Here is a 21,130-nt window from a genome sequence, read left to right as displayed (position 1 = left end):
ACCGTCTCCACCCCCAACCTATCCCGCGCCGTGTCGCGGCGCATCGCACGATCCCACCGCTTCCGGGGCCGGCACAGGGCTGCCGTGCTCCTCAGCGCCCCCGGGCCCGACAGGTTTGCGCCACAAACCGCATCCTGATTCGGACCCATTGTCACCAGGGCACTGGGTCGTCTTCAGGATGCAGTGTGTGGCGCAGCCCTCTGGTGCCGGCGGCCTGGCGGAGTGGGCCGATCAGCCCTTGAGCTTGAAGGCCTCCCGGTAGCCGATCCGGCCCTGGGTCTGCAGCAGGGCCCGACGGTAGATCCGCTCGCCGACCACGACGGTGATCCCGGCGAAGATCAGGTTCAGCACCAGGGCGATCAGCCCGTCCCACCACTGGGCGGAGCCCTCGATGATCCGGGCCGGCATCAGCGTTCCGGAGACCACCGGCACATAGCTGAGCACCACCTTCCAGGTGCCCGTCGCCAGGAAGCCGGCCATGTAGCAGCCCATCAGCAGGTAGATCAGCGGCTGGCTGGTGTGCTGCAGGTCTTCATTCCGGGTGCCCATCGCACCGGCCGCGGCCCAGACACAGGCCAGGGCCAGGAAGCTGGCCAGGAAGAGCAGCAGGTACCAGCCCACCGCCATGGTCAGGGCGGGCAGGAAGCCGCTCGCCTCCGGGATGAAGCTGATCCCCACCAGACCGGTGCCCACCAGCAGCGCCATCTGCACCAGCGCCATCACGGTATTGCCCAGCACCTTGCCGGCCAGCAGGTGCCGCACCGGGATGGCCGCCACCAGGATCTCCACGATCCGGCTCTGCTTCTCCTCGATCACCGACTGGGCAATCTGCATGCCATAGGTCATGGCGGACATCATGAACAGGACCGCGAAGATGAAGCCCATCACCTTGCCGGCCGATGCCCGCTCCGAGTCACCCTCCAGCTGTGCCGTGCCGACGGTGGTGGCCGCGGTGATCTCCGGCATGCTGGTGCCCGCCTTGGCCGCGGTGGCCGTCATCACCTGACCACTCACCCCCTGCTGCACCAGGGTCATCACGTCGTCGTCGGGGGAGTTCTTGAAGGTCAGCTCCCAGCCCTTGCCCTTGGGCTGCAGGAAGGCATCGGCCTCCCCATCGCGGACCAGCTGCTCGGCGGCCGCCGCGTCGGGCACCTTCTTCACCTCGACGGAATTCTTCTCGTCGTCGGCCTTGGCCAGCGCGTCCAGCTGCCCGGCCAGCTGCTCGGCCGGGGCGCTGACCACGGCCAGCTGGTGGTGCTCCGGCCGGCTGCCGAAGTAGGCCGACGCCGCGACGGAGCCCAGCACCAGGGCCAGGGTGACCAGGGTGCCGATGATGTAGGACTTGTCGGTCACCTTGACCAGGATCTCCCGGGTCATCACGGTGAGCCACGCGGCCTGCCGCCCCTCGGCGGGCTGCGGGGTGCGGTTGGCGACGGGATTGACGGTGGTGCTCATGCTGCAACCTCCCGGTAGATCTCGGACAGGGTGGGACGGATCCGGGTGAGCTCGTAGACCTCACCGCGGCGCAGGGCCTCGGTCAGCACGGCCCGTTCGGCGCCCGGTTCGGTGAACTCCAGCAGGGCGGAGCAGCCGTCGACGTCGTCGGTCTGCACGCCGCGCATGTCCCGCACCCAGCCGGCGTCGACGCTGGTCACCAGGCGGTGGCGCACCCGGCCGCGGGATTCCAGCTCATCCTTGGAGCCCTGGGCCACCACCCGGCCCTTGGCCAGGATCACCAGCCCGTCGCACAGCCGGTCAATCAGATCCAGCTGGTGGCTGCTGAACAGCACCGGGATGCCGTCGGAGGCGCGGTCCCGCAGCAGGTCGGCCATCTGGTCGATCGCCGCCGGGTCAAGGCCACTGAACGGCTCGTCCAACACCAGGGCGGTGGGATCGGCCATCACTGCGGCCGCGATCTGCACCCGCTGCTGGTTGCCCAGACTGAGCTTCTCCAGCTTGTCCTTGAGCCGGCCGCCCAGGCCGAAGCGCTCCAGGGTCTCGGTGGCCTCCTGCCGGGCCGCGGCGGCGCCCATCCCCTTCAGCCGGGCCAGGTAGACCAGCTGGTCCAGGATCGGCTGCTTGGGGTAGAGGCCGCGCTCCTCCGGCATGTAGCCAAAGCGCGAGCGGTCCGCGAAGGTGACCGGCCGGCCCTGCCACTGCACCTGACCGGCGTCGGGGGCCAACAGGCCCATCATCATCCGCATGGTGGTGGTCTTGCCGGCGCCATTGCCGCCGACGAATCCGATCATCTGCCCCTGCCCGACGCTGAAGGACACGTCGTCCACGGCGATGTTGTCGCCATAACGTCGGGTGAGGTGCTGGACGTCCAGCATGGCTGCCTCCTGGTCTGTGCCGCCCCGGTTGGTGACGCCTGGTGGTGACTCCTGGTCAGGCGCTGTCCGGGCTTGTGACACCAGCCTTTCAGGGGCGGGGCCGGGGCACCTCCGTCGCGGGGCTGAACTTCCGACTCCCCCCTCCGAAGGGGTCACCCCTGCGAGAGTTGCGCATCAGCGGCCGGTGGGGGACGCCCCAGCCATGCTCCCGGCTGGGAGGAGGAGCCATGACGATCGTGATGGGCAACCCTCGCAGGGTCGTGCCCCGTGGGTCCAGAAGAGGACCTGCACCCGGTGCGCGCAATTGCCTCAGCCGAGATCGGGATCCGGGACAGGAGGACGGTCACCTGACTCCACGGCATTGGGCAATCGCGGTTGCCCAATCAACCTCACTCCACGCCGGGGCCAGATTCCCTCATGGAGCGCAGGTTTCGCGGCTCCAAACCGGGCATGTGCGGGGCTCAGCGGGTGATGCCGGCGCGGTGGGCCCAGACGACGGCCTGCACCCGGTCCCGCACGCCCAGCTTCGCCAGCAGATTGGAGACGTGGGTCTTCACCGTCGCCTCCCCGACGAACAGCTCCTGGGCCACCTCATGGTTGCTGTAGCCCTCGGCCACCAGACGGAGCACCTCGGTCTCCCGGGCGGTCAGCTCCACCCCATGGGGGAGCTCGACCCCACCCGTCGCCGTGGGGGCCGGCGCCTCGACGGCCGGAGCGGCCACGGTGGCGTCCTGCTCCCGGCCAACCATCCGTCGGATCACCCGAGTGGTGACGTCCGGGGCCAACAGCGCCTGCCCATTGGCCACCACCCGGATGGCGTCCACCAGCCGCTCCGGCTCCGCATTCTTCAGCAGGAAACCGGCCGCGCCGGCCTCCAGGGCGTCGAACAGGTAGTCGTCGCGGTCAAAGGTGGTCAGGATCACCACCCGGGAGAGCTCCTCGGCGACGATCTGACGGGTGGCGGCAATCCCGTCCAGCACCGGCATCTGCACGTCCATCAGGATGATGTCGGGCCGGAGCTGGCGGGCCAGGTCAACCGCCTGTTGTCCATTGGCGGCGCCGCCCACCACCTGGATGTCCTCCTCCACGGACAGGATCATCTGGAAGCCGCTGCGCACCAGCGCCTGGTCGTCGGCCAGCAGGACGGTGATCATCGGGTGGCTCCGCTCGTCGGGGTCCGGGTGGGGGAGGTGCTGGGAGTGGTGCCCAGGGGCAGGCGGACCCGGACCCGGTAGCCGCCGGTCACCCGGGGCCCGATCTCCGAGCTGCCGCCGTGGGAGGTGACCCGCTCCCGCATCCCCAGCAGGCCCAGGCCGCTGCCCGACGTGCCGGTGCGGGGCCGGCCTTCGTCCAGGATCTCCACCTCGGCCCAACCGGCCGGGCCCTTGGCCTGAACCCGCACGGTCACCGACGCGGTGCAGGCGGTGGAGTGCCGGGCGACATTGGTCAGCGCCTCCTGCACCGTGCGGTAGAGGGAGAGCTGCACCGGCAGGGGAAGGGCTTCGGCGCTTGAGGCCGGTTGCTCCACCAGGCTGTGCTCCACCCGCAGGCCGGCGGCCTCGAACTCCCGGTAGAGCTCGGGCAGGTCCGCCAGCGTGGGCTGCGGTCCGCGTTCCGGGGGTTCATGCGTGGGGTGGTTCGCCTGGTCGGCGCCGCGCAGCGCCCCCAGCAGGCCGCGCATCTGGGTCACCGCCTGCCGGGAGGACTCCTCGACTCCGGCCAGGGCCTCGGCGGCGGTGTCCGGGTCGCGCTGCAGCAGCCGTCGGGCCCCGGCGGCCTGGATCCCCATCACCGAGACGTGATGGGCCACCACGTCGTGCAGTTCCCGGGCAATCCGCAGCCGCTCGTCGACGACGGCCTGGTCCCGCAGCTCGGCGGCCTGCGCGGAAATCGTGCTGGCCTGCTCGGCCAGCAGGGCACGGTCCCGGGCCTGCCGCCAGGCGGACTGACCCATCGCCATCGCCCCACAGATGTAGAGCACGTTCAGCAGGGCCGTCATCAGGATCCAGGCGGGGATCGGCGCCAACAGGCCGTGGGCGTCGATCTGTCTGGTGTTCTCCCGGAAGTTCTCGATCGACTGACCCAGGGCAAAGTCCCAGGCCAGCCAGAAGAAGAAGCCCACCGTCAGCCCTGCCATCGCCAGGGCGGTGGCGCGCCGGTCCGGGGCCCAGGCCACCGCGGAGTAGATGGTGAAGAAGAAGACCAGTTGGTAGGGCATGGTGTAGCCCACTTCGCCCACCCAGGTGGTCACGACGAAGAAGTGCACGGCCGCCAGCCCGAAGACCGCCAGCGGGAATCGACGGCGCCAGACCAACAGCAGGCTGACGCTGGCCAGGGCCAGGTACTGCACCCAGGGCCGCTGGGCGCCGGTGAAATCCGCATACGAGCGGGCCAACTCCAGGGTGAGGGCACTCATCAGGAAGATGCCGACGGGCAGCCACACGTCGCCGCGGGTCACCGGTTGCCGCGGGCGCTGCCAGGCGTCGTCGCCACCGAACCAGTCCAGCCAACTCATGTCCCGCAGCCTAGCCAGAAGGCGGTGCGGCCACCTCCGTCGCACGGGGGAGGCGGCCGCACCAGCCGGTCCGTCGGAAGCTTCAGGCCAGCAGCGTCCGGTCGGAGAGGTCACCCTTGATCTTCTCGAACTGCCTCAGCAGCTGCTCCACGGTGGCCTGCTTCTTCTCCTCGCCGGCCAGCTCGTAGATGATCCGGCCCTCGTGCATCATCACCAGCCGGTTGCCCAGCTCCAGCGCCTGGCGCATGTTGTGGGTCACCATCAGCGTGGTCAGGTTGTACCGGGCGACGGCATCCCGGGTGAGCCGGGTCACCAGCTCCGCCCGGGCCGGGTCCAGCGCGGCGGTGTGTTCGTCCAGCAGCAGGATCTTGGGGTGGCTGAAGGTGGCCATCAGCAGGCTGAGGGCCTGCCGCTGCCCGCCGGACAGGAAGCCGGTGTCGGTCTTCAGCCGGTCCTCCAGGCCCAGCTCCAGCGCCGTCAGCTCCTGCCGGAAGAGTTCCCGCTTGGCATTGGTGACACCGGTGCGCAGGCCCCGACGCCTGCCCCGGGCCAGCGCCATCGCCAGGTTCTGTTCGATGGTGCCATTGGGGGTGGTGCCGGCCATCGGGTCCTGGAAGACCCGGCCGACATAGTTGGCCACCTTGTGGGCGGGCAGCCTGGTGACGTCGGTGCCGTCAATCCAGATGGAGCCGGACTCGGGCCGGAACTCGCCCGCCACCAGGTTCAGCAGCGTGGACTTGCCGGCGCCATTGCTGCCGATGATGGTGACGAAGTCGCCCTCTGCCAGGGTCAGGCTGAGGTCATTGAGGGCGACCTTCTCATTGGGAGTGTCGGGGAAGAAGACCTTGCGCAGGCCACGGACCTCAAGCACGAACCTCTCCCTTCTCCGCGGCCGCCATCAGCCGGGCCCGACGACGAGCCCGCCAGCGCCGCATGATGGCCATCCGGGGCAGCAGCAGCGCCGCGATCACCAGCAGGGCGGAGATCAGCTTCATGTCATTGGGGTTGAAGCCCACCTGCAGCGCCAGCTGGATCACCTCCCGGTAGACCACCGAGCCCAGCAGCACCGCGAAGGTGGCAAAGACGAAGCGGCGGCTGGTCACCAGCGCCTGCCCGATGATCACCGACGCCAGCCCGGCCACGATCAGGCCGATGCCCATCCCGATGTCGGCGAAGCCCTGGTACTGCGCGATCAGCGCGCCCGACAGGCCCACCAGACCATTGCTGAGCGCCAGGCCCAGGATCTTGGTGAAGTCGGTGGAGACGCCCTGGGCTCGGATCATCCGCTCGTTGTCCCCGGTGGCCTGCAGCGCCAGACCCAGGTCCGTGTTCAGGAACCAGTCCAGCAGCACCATGACCAGCAGCGCCATCACCCCGAAGATGCCCACCGAGACCCAGGTGCCGAACAGGTCCTCGTCGCGCAGCCCGGACAGCAGGGTGTCGGAGCGCAGCAGCGGCAGGTTCGCCTTGCCCATGATCCGCAGGTTGATGGAGTAGAGCGCAATCTGGGTGAGGATGCCGGCCAGCAGCGGGTTGATCCTCCCCTTGGTGTGCAGCACGCCGGTGACCAGGCCCGCCAGACAGCCGGCCACCCCGCCCAGCAGGGTGGCCAGCAGCGGCGGCTGCCCGGCGATGATGCCGGAGGCCGCCACCGCGGCACCCGTCGTGAAGGACCCGTCGACGGTCAGGTCGGGAAAGTCGAGCACCCGGAAGGTGAGGTACACCCCCAGGGCCATCAGCCCGTAGATCAGGCCAAGGTCAAGAGCGGCCAGCATCTACTTGACAACCTCCGCCTTGGCCTGGAGATCCGCCGGGATGGTGATCCCGATCTTCTGGGCGGTGGTCTGGTTGACCATCAGCTTGGGATCGTTCTGGGTCTCCACCGCCATCTCGGCCGGATCCTTGCCCTCCTTGAGGATCTTCACCGCCATCTCACCGGTCTGCTGGCCCAGCTTGGTGTAGTCGATGCCGTAGGTGATCAGGGCGCCCTTCTTCACCGAGTCGCCCTCACCGGCGATCACCGGGATCTTCTTCTGCTCCGCGGTGGCCAGCACCGAGTCCAGCCCGGAGATCACATTGTTGTCCGTGGGAAGGTACCAAGCGTCGGCATTCAGGGACTGCGCGGCCTGCTGCACCTCCGAGGTGTTGGTGATGGTCTTCTCCACCACGCTCAGCCCCTCCTTGGCGGCGGCCTCCTTGGCGGCCTTGACCTGCACCTCCGAGTTCACCTCGCCCGACGAGTACAGGATGCCGACGCTCTTGGCGGACGGCTTGACCTGCTTGATCAGCGCGATCTGTTCCGCGACGGGATTCATGTCCGAGGTGCCGGTGATGTTGCTGCCCGGCTTGTCCATGCTCTTGACCAGCTGGGCCTGGACCGGGTCGGTGACCGCGGTGAACAGGATCGGGGTCTTGGTGATGGCCTGGGCGGAGGCCTGCGCCGTCGGGGTGGCAATGGCCAGCACAAGATCCAGCTTGGCGTCGTTGAACTTGGTGGCGATGCTGGTGGCCGTGGCTTGGTCTCCCTGGGCGTTCTGCTCGTCGTAGGTGACCTTCAGCCCGGCGTCGGCCAGGGCCTTCTTGAAGCCCGCCTTGGAGGCATCCAGCGAGGGGTGGGCGACGATCTGGGTGATCCCCACCCGGTACTCGCTCTTCTCGGTGGTCTTGGCGGTGTCCGACGACTTCGACGAACAGCCGGTCAGGGCCAGGCTGGCGGCGGCCACCACGGTGGCCAGGGCGGTCAGGGGTGAGCGCTTCACGGTGAGTCCTTCCGACGGGTGGCACGAAGCTAGCCGAGCGGGCTGCCCTCTGGGAGGCGTCTCACCGCTGAGGGAACTGGACGCCTGTCCTGTGGAACTTTTGGTGGTGACTTCGCTACTCAAAGTTCCTCAGGACAGGCGACCCACTGGCTACTCGGCCACCAGCCGGGCCACCACCCGGTTCGGCGGGACCCGCAGCGAGCCGAGGATCGGCACCGTGATGGCGGCCACGATCACCGCCGTCGTCACCGCCAGCACCCCGGTCAGGGAGGCCCACGGGATCTCCAGCACGAAGGTCGGGAAGACCAGCGGGTAGGCCTGGGCCATGTAGAGCAGGCTCGCGCCGGTCATCAGGGTGGCCAGGACCAGCGCGGTGACCGAGATGATCAGCCCCTCCAGCATCGGCACCGACGCCTGCTGGGTGGGGGTGGCGCCGATGATCCCGTCCAAGGCCAGCTCCGCCTCACGCTGCGAGCTCATCATCACCAGCGTCGCCACCGATCCGGACAGGGCCACCGCCAGCGGCAAGCCCATGGTGACCAGGATGGTGCTGATGCCGCTGTTGTCCAGCTCGAAACCGGCCGCCGACGCGCGCAGGCTGGCATTCATGCTGGCTCCCACCGCCACCATCCCGATGGTCAGGCCGATGGTGAACATCGCGGGAATGATCGACTTGGCCAACCGTTCGCCCTTGCCCAGGGCGGTGTGCCGGGCCAGGTGCCAGGTGGCGCTGCGGCCGGGCAGCAGGGCCGTCCACAGCCGGGTCAGGCCATTCATGAACAGGTCCCGGCCGGCGACGAAGAGCATCCCGGTCAACGGCAGGATCAGCACCGGCACCTGCAGCACGAACTGCTTGGCCTCCTCGGGATTGGCCCGCAGCGCCCCGATGCTGCCCTGCCATGCGCCGACGATGGTCACCAGCAGCAGCACGAACAGGATCCAGCGCACGATTCCCCGGCTTTCCCGGGTGCCGCCCTGCGCCTGGCGCAGCGCCTCCACCGGCGGGATGATGCTGGCCCGGCGGGCCTGGCGCAGACCGCCCAGCACCGCCACCGCGACGCACAGCAGGGTGGCCCAGCCCAGCGCCCCGAGGTCCGCCGGCAACAGCGGGAAGGGGCTGCCGCGGTCCTTCTCCACCGCACGGACGGTGGGGCCGTAGGCGGCCATGGCGCCCAGCGAGCCCAGCAGGGAGCAGAGCAGCACCACCAGTGAGAGCTGACCCAGCAGGTTGCCCACCAGCTGGCCCGGGGTGGCGCCGGCCAGGGCCAGCCGGGCGATCGATCCCCGGCGGGAGTTCACCACCAGGCCGACGGCGGCGCCGATCGTCGCCATCCCCACCAGACAGCAGATCACCAGGTTCACCCCGCCGGTCATCAGGTAGGCCATGGCCTCCATCTCGTCCAGCCGGTACTGGGCCTTCAGGGTGGCGGCATTGGCGGTGACCAGGGCGGACAGGGTGATGCAGAAGGTGGTGACCAGCATGGTCAGGCTGACCCCGGCCCAGGCCCGCCAGGAGTCGCGCAGTTCCGCCAGCAGCAGCCTCATGCCGACACCGCCGTGCGGGAGAGCTCGGCCATGGTGGCCATCACCTGGTCCTGGGTCGGGGCGGTCAGCTGGGTGACCAGCAGCCCGTCGCGCAGGAAGAGCACCCGGTCACAGCGGGCCGCGACGCCCGGGTCATGGGTGACGGTCAGCACGCACCGCCCCTCGCCGTGGGCAATCCGGACCAGTTCGTCCAGCACGATCACACCGGTGGTGGTGTCCAGGGCGCCGGTGGGCTCGTCGGCAAAGACGATCCGCGGCTGCTGGGCCAGTACCCGGGCCAGGGCGACCCGCTGCTGCTCGCCGCCGGACATGGAGGTGGGCCGCTGCTTGCCCATCCCGCCCAGGCCCACCATCTCCAGGGTCTGGTCGATCAGCCCGTCGGGCACCGTGCGGTGTGCCAGCCGGTAGGGGAGTTCGACGTTCTGCCAGGCGGTCAGGGTGGGCACCAAGTTGTAGGACTGGAAGACGAAGCCGACGTCGGTGCGGCGCAGCTTGGCCAACGCGCCCCGGCCCAGCTTGTGGGTGGGCTGCCCGGCCAGGGTGGCGACGCCGGTGGTGGGCAGCTCCAACCCGGCCAGGCAGTAGAGCAGGGTGGACTTGCCGGAGCCCGACGGACCCATCACGGCCACCATCTCCCCGTCGGAGACGCCCATGCTGATCCCGTGCAGGATCTCCACCTGGCGCTTGCCGGCGGTATAGCTCTTGGTGATGTCCTCGGCGCCGATCAGGGTGGCCGAGCCCCCTCCCGCGGAGCGGATGGGGGCGGGGCTCGTCGGCTGCCAGCCCCGGCTGGCACTGTTGGCGACGGTGGGGGCGGGGTTCCGGTCCGGCGCTTGGGGGCGGGTCGGGATGGACGTCATTGCGGGGGCCTTTCGTCTGGTCTCTCGACGTCGACCCAACCAAGCCGGATGTCCTGGTGGACAGCCATTCCACCCGAAGGTGTCCGAAAGGCCAGCCCGTGGGAGGCACGGGTCATGGATTGTGTCCGAACGGGCACCGGCGGCAGGCTCCCACCGCCAGCCCGGCTCACGATCCGCCGGTCGCGCCCACGGTCACCGAGCTGGCCGAAGGGTCACTCCAGCGGAGGCAGCCGCCGGGGGTCGGTCAACCCCAGCTGGATGGCCCGGACCAGGATCTGGGTGCGGGAGCTGGCCCCCAGCTTCTGCCCGATCCCGGCCAACTGCTGTTTGACCGAGCTCTCGGACAGGAACATCTTGTTGGCGATCTCCGCATTGCCCAGGCCGTGCGCCAGCCAGCCCAGCAGCTCCAGTTCCCGGGGGCTGAGCTGCACCGCGGGGTCGGTGCGGCCGGTGTCGTCGTCGGTCAGGGAACGCACCAGCTCCCGGCGGACGCTGGCGGCCAGCGGCATCTCCCCGGCCAGGGCCTGGTTGATCCCGTTGACCAGCGCCTCGGGGCCGGAGTCCTTCAGCAGGTAGCCGGCCGCCCCGGCACGCAGCGCGGGCACGATGTGCTCCCGGGAACCAAAGGTGGTCAACATCACGATGCACGCGTCGGGCCACTGCCGGCTGATCTCCGCGGTGGCCTGCACCCCATTCATCCGGGGCATCTGCAGGTCCATCAGCACCACGTCGGGTTGGGTGGCGGCGTAGGCCTCGACGGCCCGTACCCCGTCCGCGGCCTCGGCCACGATCTCGAAGTCCCGACGGTTGGCGAAGAACGAGCGGTAGGCCTCCCGGACCAGCTCATCGTCGTCACTCACCATCAGCCTGCGTGCCATCGCCATGCCCCGATCCAAGCACGCAGCAGGGGTCTGGCCACTGGCCGCCACAACAAATGCGGCAGGTCAGTTGTCCAAGCCACTCTCAGGCCCCTTGGACAGATGACCTGCCGCACTTGTTGTGTGAGCAGGTGGGTGACCATGCGACTGTTCATCTGGACGTCACCGCGCACGGCCCGTTGGCGAGCAAGAATGTCGGGCAATGCGCACCGCCGACGTAGCCACCCCCACGGCCGTCGCCCCATTGCCCACCATGAGGATCTGGCAGGGGCGGCGGGGTGTGCTGCTGCGGCTGGGGTTGCTGTTGTTGCTGGCGTGGACGATGCGCTCCTGGGCCTTCTCGGGCTCCTCCCCAGACGACGGGCGTAACCCCGGAGGCTATGCCGTGGGCGTGCTGACGGTGGCGCTGCTGCTCTTCCGTCCGGCCTGGAGCACTCCTGCCCTGATGGTGATGCTGTTGCTTGACGATCCGGCTCGGGGTTTCGTTGGCTGGCAGCCGGACATCCTGATCGGCTGGGCCCTGGTCCGGCTTCCCCGGGCGGGTGCCCGCAGTGCCTGGCGGGAGGCCGCGGGCGTCGTGGCAGCCTTCGAGGCATGGGTCCTGATCAACAACGGGGGACGGGTCGACTGGCTCCATCTCCTGCTCAGCCTGTTCTTGCTGGGGCTGTTGGGCTTGGTGGTGCTGGTCCAGCGCCGCCGCCTGGAGCAGGTCGCCCGGGAAGGCAGCCAGCGTCGGCGCTTGCAGAGCGAACTCTCCCAGACCCGGCAGCGGGAGCGCTCCCGGTTGGCGGACGAACTGCAGCGCACCCTGACCGATCGATTGGCCCGGATGCGGAGCCTGCTGGCCAGCCCCACTCCCGATGTGGAGTCCCGGCTGGCGGTCCTGGAGCGGCTGGACGACGGTGCCCGGGTCGCTCTGGCCGAGCTCCGGCTGGTGATGGCGGTGCTCACTGACCAGAGCCCGGATCCGGCGCGGCAGGCCGTCGCCGAGCTGGTACCGGCCACCAACCTGCGCAACACGCTGGACGCGGTGAATGACCGGCTGGAGCCCCTGGGGGTGACCGTCACCGCCCCCACGGGGCTGGCCGAGCTGCCGTCGAGCACCCAGGAGGCGCTGTCCCACGCCCTACGGGAGGTGGCGGTACCGCTGCTGCGCAGCACCCGGGAGCCCGCCCGTGCCCGGGCGGAGATCCAGCTGGGCGAGGACCACGTGACGTTGAGCGTGGAGCTGACCGACCGCGTGGCCGTCGGCTCCCGGGCGCTGGATGTCCGGGTCCGGCTGCTGGGCGGCAGTCTCAGCCGTGAGCGGAGCAGTGCCGGACTGGCCCCGGACGGGTCCTTGGTCCGGGTTACCCTCCCGCTGTCCGCGGCCCGGCCACGGGCCAGGCGGCGGATTCCCCTGGCCCTCGTCGCTCGGATCCTGCTCGGCGGCTTGCTCCTGGTGGCACTGCTGGACAATTCCCGTCCGGGATGGGGCCCGATCCTGGTCAACGTCGCCCTGCTTGCCCTGTTGGTCAGCCGTCGTTGGGGCCTTCCGCTGGCGCTGCTGGCCGGATGTTGGACGCTGGGTTCCGACACCGGGATCGACGGGCTGGTGCTGGTTGGTGCCCTGCCGCTCTACTACTGCCGGGACAGCGCTGGGGTGCAGCGCATCCTGTGGACTGCGATCGGCTGCTGGCTGGGGCTGGCCCTCATGGTGCATCCCCAGCCGTCCAGGCTCCTGGACAACGTGACCGTCCTGCTGCTCTTCTGGCTGCTGGCCCTGGCCATCCGCAGTGACTGGCTGACCATCGAGCGGGAGCGGCTGCTGACCAGCCGTCTGCTGGCCCGTTGTCGGCGGGTGGAGAACGAGGTCCGCTCCGGCCTGGCCCGGGAACTGCACGACGTGGTGGCCCACCAGCTCTCCATCGTGACCCTGCAGATCATGGGCCACCGGCACAGCCGGGATGCCGCGGAGCTGGACGTGGTGCTGGAGCGGGTGCGCACCGCCACCGCGCGGGCCGAGGTGGAGCTGGCCAGCCTGGGCCGGGTGATGCGCACCGGCGAGGCCGTCGAGGATCTGCCGCCCGGCCTGCGGATCCCGCAGCTGGTGGAGGAGCTGGAGGCCGCCGGGCACCCGGTCAGCGTCCAGCTGGCGCCGGACCTGGACGACCTGCCACAGGCCCAGCGGCACACCATGGTGCGCTTCGTCCAGGAGGGCACCACCAATGCGCTGCGGCACGCCCCCGACGGCTGCCAGGTCCGGCTGGCCTGCCTGCGGGAGGGGGACCACTTGCGGCTGGAGATGACCAACCCCACGTCCCGGCAAAACTCCCGGCTGGCCCACCTCTCGCTGGGCCGGGGTCTGCAGGGGTTGACCGACCGGGTGCATCTGCTGGGTGGCCGGCTGCAGGCCGGGCCCGACTCCGGGGGTTGGCGACTGGCGGCCGAGCTGCCGCTGGACTGACCGCCTTCGGCCAGCGGCTGGTCCAATTCCGGTGAAATTCTGGGTGAACGACTGGGGCGGGTGACCGTACGGACTCCGGCCCAGCCTGGGCGGCCCCGCTGTCCTTGTCTGCAAGGAATGTTTGCCCCGCCGCGAACCCCGGCCGTTTTGTTTGGTGGTGAATTATGCAGAGTGGTGGACGGGCTCGCAGAAAGCTGTACGAGCGTGCAGAATGTCAGCGTGAGCAAGGTATTGATTGTTGAGGACTCCGAGGTCATCCGGGCCTCGGTCGTGTCTGCCCTGCGCTCGCAGGGTCACCAGGCACAGGCCTTGCCAGATGGGACAGAGCTGGAGCGGGCCATCACCGCCAACCAGCCCGATCTGGTCATCCTCGACGTCATGCTTCCCGGGGGGCGGGACGGCTTTGAACTGCTCGGCGTGGTGCGCAAGCTCTCCCGCGCCGGAGTGATGATGCTGACCGCGCGTGACGAGATGACCGACCGGATCCGCGGCCTCAGTCAGGGCGCGGACGACTATCTGGCCAAGCCATTCGCCATGGTCGAACTGATGGCGCGGGTGGAGGCCATCCTGCGTCGCACTGGTGCATTGGGCAGCAGCGTGACGGTCGGTGACCTGACCGTCGCCGACGATGCCGCCATCGTCACCCGCGGTGGCACCACCATTGACCTGACCGAGACGGAACGACGGCTGTTGAGCCAGCTGGCCAAGCACCCCGAGCGCGTGGTGTCCAAGACCCAGCTCTTGACCGCGGTCTGGGGATATGACGGCTACGACGAGAACATTGTCGAGGTCCACATCTCCAGCCTGCGCCGCCGGCTCGAGGCCCATGGCCCGCGCGTGATCCACACCGTGCGCGGACGTGGGTACCGGCTGGGCACTACGTGATCGGTCGACGCTCCATTCGGGCGCGAGTGCTGGCAGCCATGTTCGTGGTGCTGGTGCTCACCATGCTGGGCGTCGGTGTGGTCACCGACGCGGTCTTCATGAACCGGCAGATCAATGACATGGAAACGCGCCTCAACGCCGCGGCAGAGCATGCCCAGACGCTGGCGCAGGAACCCATCACCCCCGAGGAGCTGGTGGAGCACCTGGCTCGGGGCAACATGCACGCCGTGGTGCGGACCGCCGATGGGAAGATCGTCGGTGATCCCCGGCCGCCGGAGCGGACCCGCTACGTCACCGACTTCCCCCTGAACGCCCACGGGTCGCTGCGCGGCGTGGAGGTGACCGTCTGGGAGTCCACGGATTCCGTCGTGGGCGCCCGACGCTCCCTGGACGCCTCGCTGCTGCTGGTGGGGGTGCTCGGGATTGTCGGCGCCAGCCTGTTGACCGTCGTGATCACCGACGTCGCGTTGAAGCCGCTCGAGGTGATGGCGGACCGGGCGAACCGGATCAAGGAGGGCGAGCGCGGCATCCGGATGGCCGCCCCGCACGAGACCTCCGAGGTGGGCCGGACCGCGGCCGCCATCGACGGCATGCTGGATGAGCTGGAGGGTGCCGAGATCCGGGCGCGGGCCGCGGAGGCGCAGGCCCGGGCCTCCACCGAACAGATGCAGGGCTTCCTCTCCGATGCCGCCCATGAGCTCAAGACGCCAATGGCCGGGATCCAGGCGGCCGCCGAGTCCCTGATCCAGCTCCCGGAGGACGCCACCGAGGAGCGGGAGCAACTGGCCTTCCTGCTGGGCCGGGAGGCCAACCGCGGCGGGCACTTGGTGAACAGCCTGCTGGAGGCGGCCCGGGTGGACGCCGGCCCCCGCCTGAGCCTGGAAGTGCTTGACCTGGGGGATCTGGCCCTGGCCGAGCAGCGACGGATGTCCCTGGTGCACCCCAAGCTGGAGGTGCTGGTGCAGGGCGCCAACCAGCTGGTGCGCGCGGACCGGCAGGCCATGACCAGTGTGCTGCGCAATCTGGTGGACAATGCCGCCCGGGCCGCGGGGCCCGAGGGCTGGATTGTGATTGATCTGGGAACCGGCCAGCGCAATGGCACGGAGATGGCGGTGCTGCGGGTGGTGGACTCCGGCCCGGGTATTCCGGAGGAGGACCGGGAGCGGGTCTTCGACCGGCTGGTCCGGTTGTCCAGCACCGCGACGACCACCAAGGGATCGGGCCTGGGCCTGCCGATTGCCCGGGGTTATGCCCGGGCGCACGGCGGTGAGGTGGTCTACGTCGCCGACGCGGCCGGCCTTCCGCCCCACGAGGACGGCGAGCCGCGGCAACCGGGCGCCTGCTTCGAGGTCTCGCTTCCCCTTGCCCGCAAGGCCTCCGCGCCGGTCAACCGACGCCAGGAAGCGACCGCCTGAGAGTCCTCTGGCAGCCCCGTTGGTGGGCTCGGGCCCGGTGTACTAGTGTTCCCGACGAGTCCGTCGGGCACCCCACGGCTTTGACCCCTTTCCCAAGGTCATGCGTGCTCCTTTCCCTTGTGCCCGCGGTCTTGGTGACGCCCCTGTTGCTGCGCTGCGACGGGGGCGTCACGCTGCCCGGTGATCCCGCCGCATCACGCCCCTGCTCGGGCGAATATTCATTAGTGCGGGAGGGGCGCTGCTGCGACACAGAATATCAATGTCATTCGGCATATTTCTGGGTGCTGTGCTCTGCTGGTTGCCCGCCCGATGGGATCAATGGAATTAGTCGTATGACCGTCATATGACTGCTCCATTAAGCCGGTCATCAGTAATTGTCTGACAAGGTGAATCGCTGTATAGAGCCTAGTCAGAGGGCTTTGTTGAAATGCTGGCGGAAAGTCAAAACCTGGGCAATGATGGGAAGCGTTGCCCGCAAGGTTTCCAGGAGTGTCGTCGGGGACGACGGGAATTGGCCGGGTGTTCAGTGCGGTGAATTGATGTCCCGCGTTCGGGGGAGCGCGGCAATTCACGCCTGTCTGGAAGGACTGTGATGTCGCGTTCCCGTAATCTCTGTGTCCGTTCGGTGGCCTGTCTCGGGGCGCTGGCGGTGGCCTCCGGTAGCTGGTTCGGAGCGGGTACCGCTCTGGCCGACGAGCCCACGCCCACCCCGGCCCCACCCACCCCGGCCCGGTCAAGCGCCAGCGACGCCGAGGCCACCCCGTCGGCGCCGGTGACCAGCGCCAGCGCCGAGCCCAGCAAGGGCCCCGCCACCTCGTCGGCTCCCGCCAAGGACGGGCTGGTCACGGTGGAGATGTGGTGGATCCTGCCCGAGGGTGCCGATCCCAAGAATCCCTGGCCCTACACCCAGACCAGGATCCCCGTGGGGAGCCAGATCCCGTGCGGCCGGGTGGTGCAGACCGACGTCTACCGCGGCACCCAGGAGAAGCTGGACAGCCTGGGCGACACCCTGGAGCCCGGCGAGGACTATGACATCGTCGTCGACAGCAAGATCCTGACCGGGGAGAAGTGCGAGAGCCCGGCGCCCGAGCCGTCGGAGACGCCGGCGCCCGAGCCGTCCGAGACCCCGGCGCCCGAGCCGTCGGAGACGCCGGCGCCCGAGCCGTCCGAGACGCCAGCGCCTGAGCCGTCGGATTCGGCGGAGCCGGAGCCCACCGAGGACCCGAGCACCGAACCCAGCGACGAGCCGTCGCAGGAGCCCAGCACCGAGCCGAGCCAGCCCGCCGGGACCCGTCCCAGCGTCTTGCCCCACACCGGCGACCGGGCCGAGGCCCTGACCCCGATGTCCGCCGACGAGGGTGTCTCCCCGTGGGCGGTCGGTAGCGGGATCGGCGCCATCCTGCTGGGCGCGGGCTACCTGCGTCGACGCAAGAACTGAGCAGGCGGCCCCACGCCGGGCGTGGGGCTCCTGACAAGCCGCTGCGGGGTCCGACTCTTCTCGGGGGGAGTGCCGGGCCCCGTGGCCTGTTCACCGGGCGCGAAGAAGCTGGAAAGTGGGGCTCGGGTTGGCTTTGCTGGGGGGATGAAGAAGGTACTCCTTGTCCTGACCAGCACCGACGAGCTCGCCGGCGAGCCGACCGGTTACACCCTCAGCGAGGCCGCGCACCCGTGGAAGGTCTTCCGGGATGCCGGGCACGTGGTGGACTTCGCCTCCATCCAGGGCGGCACGCCCCCGGTGGACCCCAACAGTGAGCACGACGAGATCACCGAGGAGTTCGAGAACGACGAGACGGTGAAGGCCGGCCTGTACAACACGGCCAAGCTGGAATTCGTCGAGGCGGACCAGTACGACGCCATCTACCTGGTGGGTGGCCACGGCACCATGGCCGACTTCCGCGGCAATGAGCATTTGGCCCGGGTGGTCAAGCAGATGGCCGACGGTGGTGCGGTGGTCTCCGCCGTCTGCCACGGCCCGTCGGGGCTGCTCGACGTCGAGCTGGCCAACGGCCTGCGCATCGTGGAGGGGCGCAAGGTGGCGGCCTTCACCGATTCCGAGGAGGACGCCATCGGCAAGGCAGATCAGATGCCCTTCCTGCTGTCCTCGGAGCTGGAGGCCCAGGGCGCCAATCTGGTCCAGGCCGACGACTGGGAGGAGTGCGTCGCCGTCGACGAGCTGCTGGTCACCGGCCAGAACCCGGCCTCGGCTGCGGGCGTCGCCAAGGAGGTGGTGAAGATCCTCACCACCCTGGTGCGGGAGGAGAAGGCCGAGGAGGAGGCTGCCGCCGAGGAGCTCCGTGCCGAGAAGGATGCGGAGAAGGAGTCCGACGAGCAGTGACCTTGCGGCCGGGGTGACCACGATGGCCGAGCCTGTCGAGGCCCCCACAGTGCACTGCGACCCCGCAGGGCACCCTGACTCCGACGATGTTGTCTAGACCCCGCCGACGGGGGTCCGGGTGGCCCGGGCCGGAGCGAGGTGGACTGCGGGGGTCGTGGTGCCGCGTCCATTCCGGGAACCGGGCCCGCGGACCCTGCCGTCCGACCTGTCGAGCGTGACATCATGGCCGGACAGGGAGGTGGATGGTGATGATCGGGGAGCGGGACGAGGACCGTCGGATCCAGGAACGGACCGAGCGCGCCCAGCGGGCCGCGGATGGCAACTGGAGCTTCACCGGCCCCAGCTCCACCCTTTCCATGCGGCAGTGGCGCGAACCCAGCACCGTCTCCAGCCTGTCCAGCCTCAACTCCCTGGGGCTCAAGGCGCCGGCGGCCGAGCAGCCCGCCCCGGCCAACCGGCCCGAACCGGTGCAGATGCCGAAGCTGGAGGACTTCGACTACGACGGCGACGAGGGCCCGATGCTCCCCGTCGAACGACTGGCCCAGCCCGCCCCGCTGCTGGCCCCCGACCCGCTGCAGCCGCAACCGCTGGGGGCGCCGGTGAGCCAGCAACCGATGCCGCATCAGCCGACCCAGCCCGCCGGGTTCCTGCAGCAACAGAGCTGGGGGCAGGTGGCCGGCCTGCCCGGACAGCAGCGGTTGGCCCGACGCGCCACGGCGGCTCAGGCCAACCGGCCCGCCGCAGGAGCCAGGGGACGCTCAGCGCTGCTGCTCTTCTTTGGCCTGTTCCTGTTTGGTCCGGCGCTGGTCGGGGTGATCGGTGGCGCGGTGCGGGCGGTCTGGCCCGATTCGGAACAGGTGCAGCCGGTGATCCAGGGCCAGGAGGTGAGCACCAGCTTCGGCACCTTCCGGGTGCCGTCGGGCTGGGGTCTGAGTGCGTCGCAGATCTCCGACGAGACCGTGACCCTGACCCCTGACTGGGATCCGGACTCCTCTCTGATGGTGAGTCAGGCCTCCCGGGTGGAATCCGACGTCGCCACCGATTGCCGGGGGCTGTTGGACAGCGCCGATGATCCCGTAGAAATCTCCGGAAGCCCGCTGATCGACGGCCAGCAGAGCGTGGGCTTCCGCGGTCACGACGCCAAGGGCGCGACGGTCAAGGCCTACTGTGCGCAACGCAATGGCGGGATGATCGGCATCGTCGGCACCACCCAGCAGGGGCCGACCAGCCGACTGGACAGCGCGATGAACCGCGTTGCCAGCACGCTGCACTGAGCAGGCCGGACAGTCAGCACGATCCCTCACCCCGACGCCTGTGGCGTGGCCCCGCATGACAGACTGGAGGCAGCCCAACGAAGGAGTGAAGATGGCTGAGTTTGCCTACGAGGACATGCTGCCGCTCGGCAAGGACGAGACCCCCTACCGCTTGCTGACCACCGAGGGTGTCAGCGTCGAGGAAGGCCCGGGTGGGCGCCAGTTCCTGCAGGTGGCCCCGGAGGCCCTCACGCTGCTGGCCGAGACCGCGATGCACGACATCGCCCACTACCTGCGTCCCGCCCACCTGGCCCAGCTGAAGAAGATCATGGATGATCCGGAGGCCAGCCCCAATGACAAGTTCGTCGCGCTGGACCTGCTGAAGAATGCCAACATCGCGGCCGGCGGCGTGCTGCCGATGTGCCAGGACACGGGCACCGCGATCGTCTCCGGCCACCGCGGCCAGCACGTGCTCACCGAGGGCCCCGACGAGAAGGCCCTGGCCCTGGGCGTCTACAACGCCTACACCAAGCTGAACCTGCGCTACTCGCAGAACGCCCCCATCACCATGTGGGAGGAGAAGAACACCGGCTCCAACCTGCCGGCGCAGATCGACATCGAGGCCGCCACCGGCCATGACGTCGACGAGTACCAGTTCCTGTTCATGGCCAAGGGCGGCGGTTCGGCCAACAAGAGCTACCTGTACCAGGAGACCAAGGCCATCCTGAACCCCGACTCCATGATGAAGTTCCTGGAGGAGAAGATCCGCAGCCTGGGCACCGCGGCCTGCCCGCCCTACCACCTGGCCATCGTGATTGGCGGCACCTCGGCCGAGTGGGCCCTGCGCACCGCCAAGTACGCGTCGGCCAAGTACCTGGACACCCTGCCCGACCACGGCGACATCACCGGCCACGGCTTCCGCGACCACGAGCTGGAGGAGAACGTGCTGGAGCTCACCCGCAAGCTCGGCATCGGCGCCCAGTTCGGCGGCAAGTACTTCTGCCACGACGTGCGCGTGGTGCGCCTGCCCCGGCACGGCGCCTCGCTGCCCGTCGCGATCGCCGTCAGCTGCTCGGCCGACCGGCAGTGCAAGGCCAAGATCACCAAGGACGGCGTCTTCATCGAGCAGCTGGAGTTCGAGCCGGCGCAGTACATGCCGGATCACGTCGACGCCGATCTGGATGCCGAGAGCGACGGGATCTCCGGCACCGGCAAGGGCGCCGCGGTGAAGATCGACCTGAACAAGCCGATGCCCGAGATCCTGGCCGAGCTGTCCAAGCACCCGGTCAAGACCCGCCTCTCGCTGACCGGCACCCTGGTGGTGGCGCGTGACATCGCCCACGCCAAGATCCGCGAGCGCCTGGATGCCGGCGAACAGATGCCGCAGTACATGAAGGACCACCCGGTCTACTACGCCGGACCGGCCAAGACCCCGGACGGCATGGCGTCGGGTTCCTTCGGTCCGACGACGGCCGGCCGGATGGACTCCTATGTCGACCAGTTCCAGGCAGCCGGTGGCTCCATGGTGATGCTGGCCAAGGGCAACCGTTCCCAGCAGGTCACCGACGCTTGCAAGAAGCACGGCGGCTTCTACCTGGGCTCGATCGGTGGCCCCGCCGCCCGCCTGGCCCAGGACTGCATCAAGAAGGTGGAGGTGCTGGAGTACCCCGAGCTGGGCATGGAGGCCGTGTGGCGGATTGAGGTGGAGGACTTCCCGGCCTTCATCGTCGTCGACGACAAGGGCAATGACTTCTTCACCGAGGTGAACAAGCCGTTGGTGATGAACATCTCCACCCGCCCGGACATCGATTCCGCCGGCGACACCGAGGGCAAGAAGTAGTCGACCCTCGCCTCACTCAGCGCCGAGCGATGAGCTCACCCAGCCACGATCCTCGAGCCTGTCGAG

17 protein-coding genes are annotated in these 21,130 nt (G+C 69.2%); 7 read left to right on the top strand and 10 right to left on the bottom strand.

Annotated elements, in window-relative coordinates; all coding sequences use genetic code 11:
* Positions 1 to 231 precede the first annotated feature (231 nt).
* The 10 genes from AAEX60_RS00605 to AAEX60_RS00560 form a co-directional block, all read right to left on the bottom strand.
* Positions 232 to 1,455 carry an ABC transporter permease gene (locus AAEX60_RS00605; protein ID WP_342100321.1) on the bottom strand — a complete coding sequence of 408 codons (1,224 nt, stop codon included), beginning with the start codon at positions 1,453 to 1,455 and terminating at the stop codon, positions 232 to 234.
* Positions 1,452 to 2,333: an ABC transporter ATP-binding protein gene (locus tag AAEX60_RS00600; protein ID WP_342100319.1), complete on the bottom strand. Its 882-nt coding sequence runs from the start codon at positions 2,331 to 2,333 to the stop codon at positions 1,452 to 1,454. The genes AAEX60_RS00605 and AAEX60_RS00600 overlap by 4 nt, the downstream gene beginning before the upstream one ends.
* Positions 2,334 to 2,794: 461 nt before the next feature.
* Positions 2,795 to 3,484, bottom strand: a complete 690-nt coding sequence (locus tag AAEX60_RS00595; RefSeq protein WP_342100328.1) for a response regulator transcription factor — start codon at positions 3,482 to 3,484, stop codon at positions 2,795 to 2,797.
* Positions 3,484 to 4,848, bottom strand: a complete 1,365-nt coding sequence (locus AAEX60_RS00590) for a sensor histidine kinase (RefSeq protein WP_342100318.1) — start codon at positions 4,846 to 4,848, stop codon at positions 3,484 to 3,486. Before AAEX60_RS00590 ends, AAEX60_RS00595 begins: the two co-directional genes overlap by 1 nt.
* An 82-nt stretch (positions 4,849 to 4,930) precedes the next feature.
* Complete coding sequence (locus tag AAEX60_RS00585; RefSeq protein WP_342100317.1) at positions 4,931 to 5,719, bottom strand: ABC transporter ATP-binding protein; 789 nt, start codon at positions 5,717 to 5,719, stop codon at positions 4,931 to 4,933.
* Positions 5,712 to 6,623 (bottom strand): ABC transporter permease, encoded by a 912-nt coding sequence (locus AAEX60_RS00580; protein ID WP_342100316.1) that lies wholly within the window; start codon positions 6,621 to 6,623, stop codon positions 5,712 to 5,714. Before AAEX60_RS00580 ends, AAEX60_RS00585 begins: the two co-directional genes overlap by 8 nt.
* Positions 6,624 to 7,607, bottom strand: a complete 984-nt coding sequence (locus AAEX60_RS00575) for an ABC transporter substrate-binding protein (RefSeq protein WP_342100315.1) — start codon at positions 7,605 to 7,607, stop codon at positions 6,624 to 6,626. It abuts the gene before it with no gap.
* 150 nt (positions 7,608 to 7,757) lie between these two features.
* Positions 7,758 to 9,152 (bottom strand): FtsX-like permease family protein, encoded by a 1,395-nt coding sequence (locus tag AAEX60_RS00570; protein ID WP_342100314.1) that lies wholly within the window; start codon positions 9,150 to 9,152, stop codon positions 7,758 to 7,760.
* The gene (locus AAEX60_RS00565; protein ID WP_342100312.1) at positions 9,149 to 10,012 is read right to left on the bottom strand and encodes an ABC transporter ATP-binding protein; all 864 of its coding nucleotides are present in this window, start codon (positions 10,010 to 10,012) and stop codon (positions 9,149 to 9,151) included. The genes AAEX60_RS00570 and AAEX60_RS00565 overlap by 4 nt, the downstream gene beginning before the upstream one ends.
* Before the next feature lie 212 nt (positions 10,013 to 10,224).
* Complete coding sequence (locus tag AAEX60_RS00560; RefSeq protein WP_342100310.1) at positions 10,225 to 10,896, bottom strand: response regulator transcription factor; 672 nt, start codon at positions 10,894 to 10,896, stop codon at positions 10,225 to 10,227.
* A gap of 196 nt (positions 10,897 to 11,092) precedes the next feature.
* Between AAEX60_RS00560 and AAEX60_RS00555 the strand changes: the two genes are divergently transcribed.
* The 7 genes from AAEX60_RS00555 to AAEX60_RS00525 all read left to right on the top strand — a co-directional run bounded on the left by AAEX60_RS00555 (position 11,093) and on the right by AAEX60_RS00525 (position 21,064).
* Complete coding sequence (locus tag AAEX60_RS00555) at positions 11,093 to 13,336, top strand: sensor histidine kinase (protein ID WP_342100308.1); 2,244 nt, start codon at positions 11,093 to 11,095, stop codon at positions 13,334 to 13,336.
* 219 nt (positions 13,337 to 13,555) lie between these two features.
* Positions 13,556 to 14,221 carry a response regulator transcription factor gene (locus AAEX60_RS00550; RefSeq protein WP_342100306.1) on the top strand — a complete coding sequence of 222 codons (666 nt, stop codon included), beginning with the start codon at positions 13,556 to 13,558 and terminating at the stop codon, positions 14,219 to 14,221.
* A complete protein-coding gene (locus AAEX60_RS00545; RefSeq protein WP_342100304.1) occupies positions 14,218 to 15,636 on the top strand; it encodes a HAMP domain-containing sensor histidine kinase in 1,419 nt (472 codons plus the stop codon). The genes AAEX60_RS00550 and AAEX60_RS00545 overlap by 4 nt, the downstream gene beginning before the upstream one ends.
* Positions 15,637 to 16,228: 592 nt before the next feature.
* The gene (locus tag AAEX60_RS00540; RefSeq protein WP_342100303.1) at positions 16,229 to 17,074 is read left to right on the top strand and encodes a hypothetical protein; all 846 of its coding nucleotides are present in this window, start codon (positions 16,229 to 16,231) and stop codon (positions 17,072 to 17,074) included.
* A 144-nt stretch (positions 17,075 to 17,218) separates the two neighbouring features.
* A complete protein-coding gene (locus AAEX60_RS00535) occupies positions 17,219 to 17,971 on the top strand; it encodes a type 1 glutamine amidotransferase domain-containing protein (RefSeq protein WP_342100301.1) in 753 nt (250 codons plus the stop codon).
* A 248-nt stretch (positions 17,972 to 18,219) separates the two neighbouring features.
* Complete coding sequence (locus tag AAEX60_RS00530; protein WP_342100299.1) at positions 18,220 to 19,245, top strand: hypothetical protein; 1,026 nt, start codon at positions 18,220 to 18,222, stop codon at positions 19,243 to 19,245.
* 91 nt (positions 19,246 to 19,336) lie between these two features.
* Positions 19,337 to 21,064, top strand: a complete 1,728-nt coding sequence (locus tag AAEX60_RS00525; RefSeq protein ID WP_342100298.1) for a fumarate hydratase — start codon at positions 19,337 to 19,339, stop codon at positions 21,062 to 21,064.
* The last annotated feature ends 66 nt before the right edge of the window (positions 21,065 to 21,130 follow it).

The sequence above is a fragment of the Luteococcus sp. H101 genome, from assembly GCF_038433155.1.
In the GTDB taxonomy this organism is placed as follows: Bacteria; Actinomycetota; Actinomycetes; order Propionibacteriales; family Propionibacteriaceae; genus Luteococcus.
The sequence above is the reverse complement of the archived record's forward strand: the minus strand, read 5'-3'. Positions and strand labels throughout refer to the sequence as shown.

What these genes read in the sequence shown, in the direction of transcription:
- AAEX60_RS00540 (WP_342100303.1), top strand. Translation starts at nt 16,229, where the DNA reads ATGTCGCGTTCCCGTAATCTCTGTGTCCGTTCGGTGGCCTGTCTCGGG.
- AAEX60_RS00600 (WP_342100319.1), bottom strand. Translation starts at nt 2,333, where the DNA reads ATGCTGGACGTCCAGCACCTCACCCGACGTTATGGCGACAACATCGCC.
- AAEX60_RS00530 (WP_342100299.1), top strand. Translation starts at nt 18,220, where the DNA reads ATGATCGGGGAGCGGGACGAGGACCGTCGGATCCAGGAACGGACCGAG.
- AAEX60_RS00565 (WP_342100312.1), bottom strand. Translation starts at nt 10,012, where the DNA reads ATGACGTCCATCCCGACCCGCCCCCAAGCGCCGGACCGGAACCCCGCC.
- AAEX60_RS00605 (WP_342100321.1), bottom strand. Translation starts at nt 1,455, where the DNA reads ATGAGCACCACCGTCAATCCCGTCGCCAACCGCACCCCGCAGCCCGCC.
- AAEX60_RS00590 (WP_342100318.1), bottom strand. Translation starts at nt 4,848, where the DNA reads ATGAGTTGGCTGGACTGGTTCGGTGGCGACGACGCCTGGCAGCGCCCG.
- AAEX60_RS00535 (WP_342100301.1), top strand. Translation starts at nt 17,219, where the DNA reads ATGAAGAAGGTACTCCTTGTCCTGACCAGCACCGACGAGCTCGCCGGC.
- AAEX60_RS00570 (WP_342100314.1), bottom strand. Translation starts at nt 9,152, where the DNA reads ATGAGGCTGCTGCTGGCGGAACTGCGCGACTCCTGGCGGGCCTGGGCC.
- AAEX60_RS00555 (WP_342100308.1), top strand. Translation starts at nt 11,093, where the DNA reads ATGCGCACCGCCGACGTAGCCACCCCCACGGCCGTCGCCCCATTGCCC.
- AAEX60_RS00580 (WP_342100316.1), bottom strand. Translation starts at nt 6,623, where the DNA reads ATGCTGGCCGCTCTTGACCTTGGCCTGATCTACGGGCTGATGGCCCTG.
- AAEX60_RS00525 (WP_342100298.1), top strand. Translation starts at nt 19,337, where the DNA reads ATGGCTGAGTTTGCCTACGAGGACATGCTGCCGCTCGGCAAGGACGAG.
- AAEX60_RS00560 (WP_342100310.1), bottom strand. Translation starts at nt 10,896, where the DNA reads ATGGCGATGGCACGCAGGCTGATGGTGAGTGACGACGATGAGCTGGTC.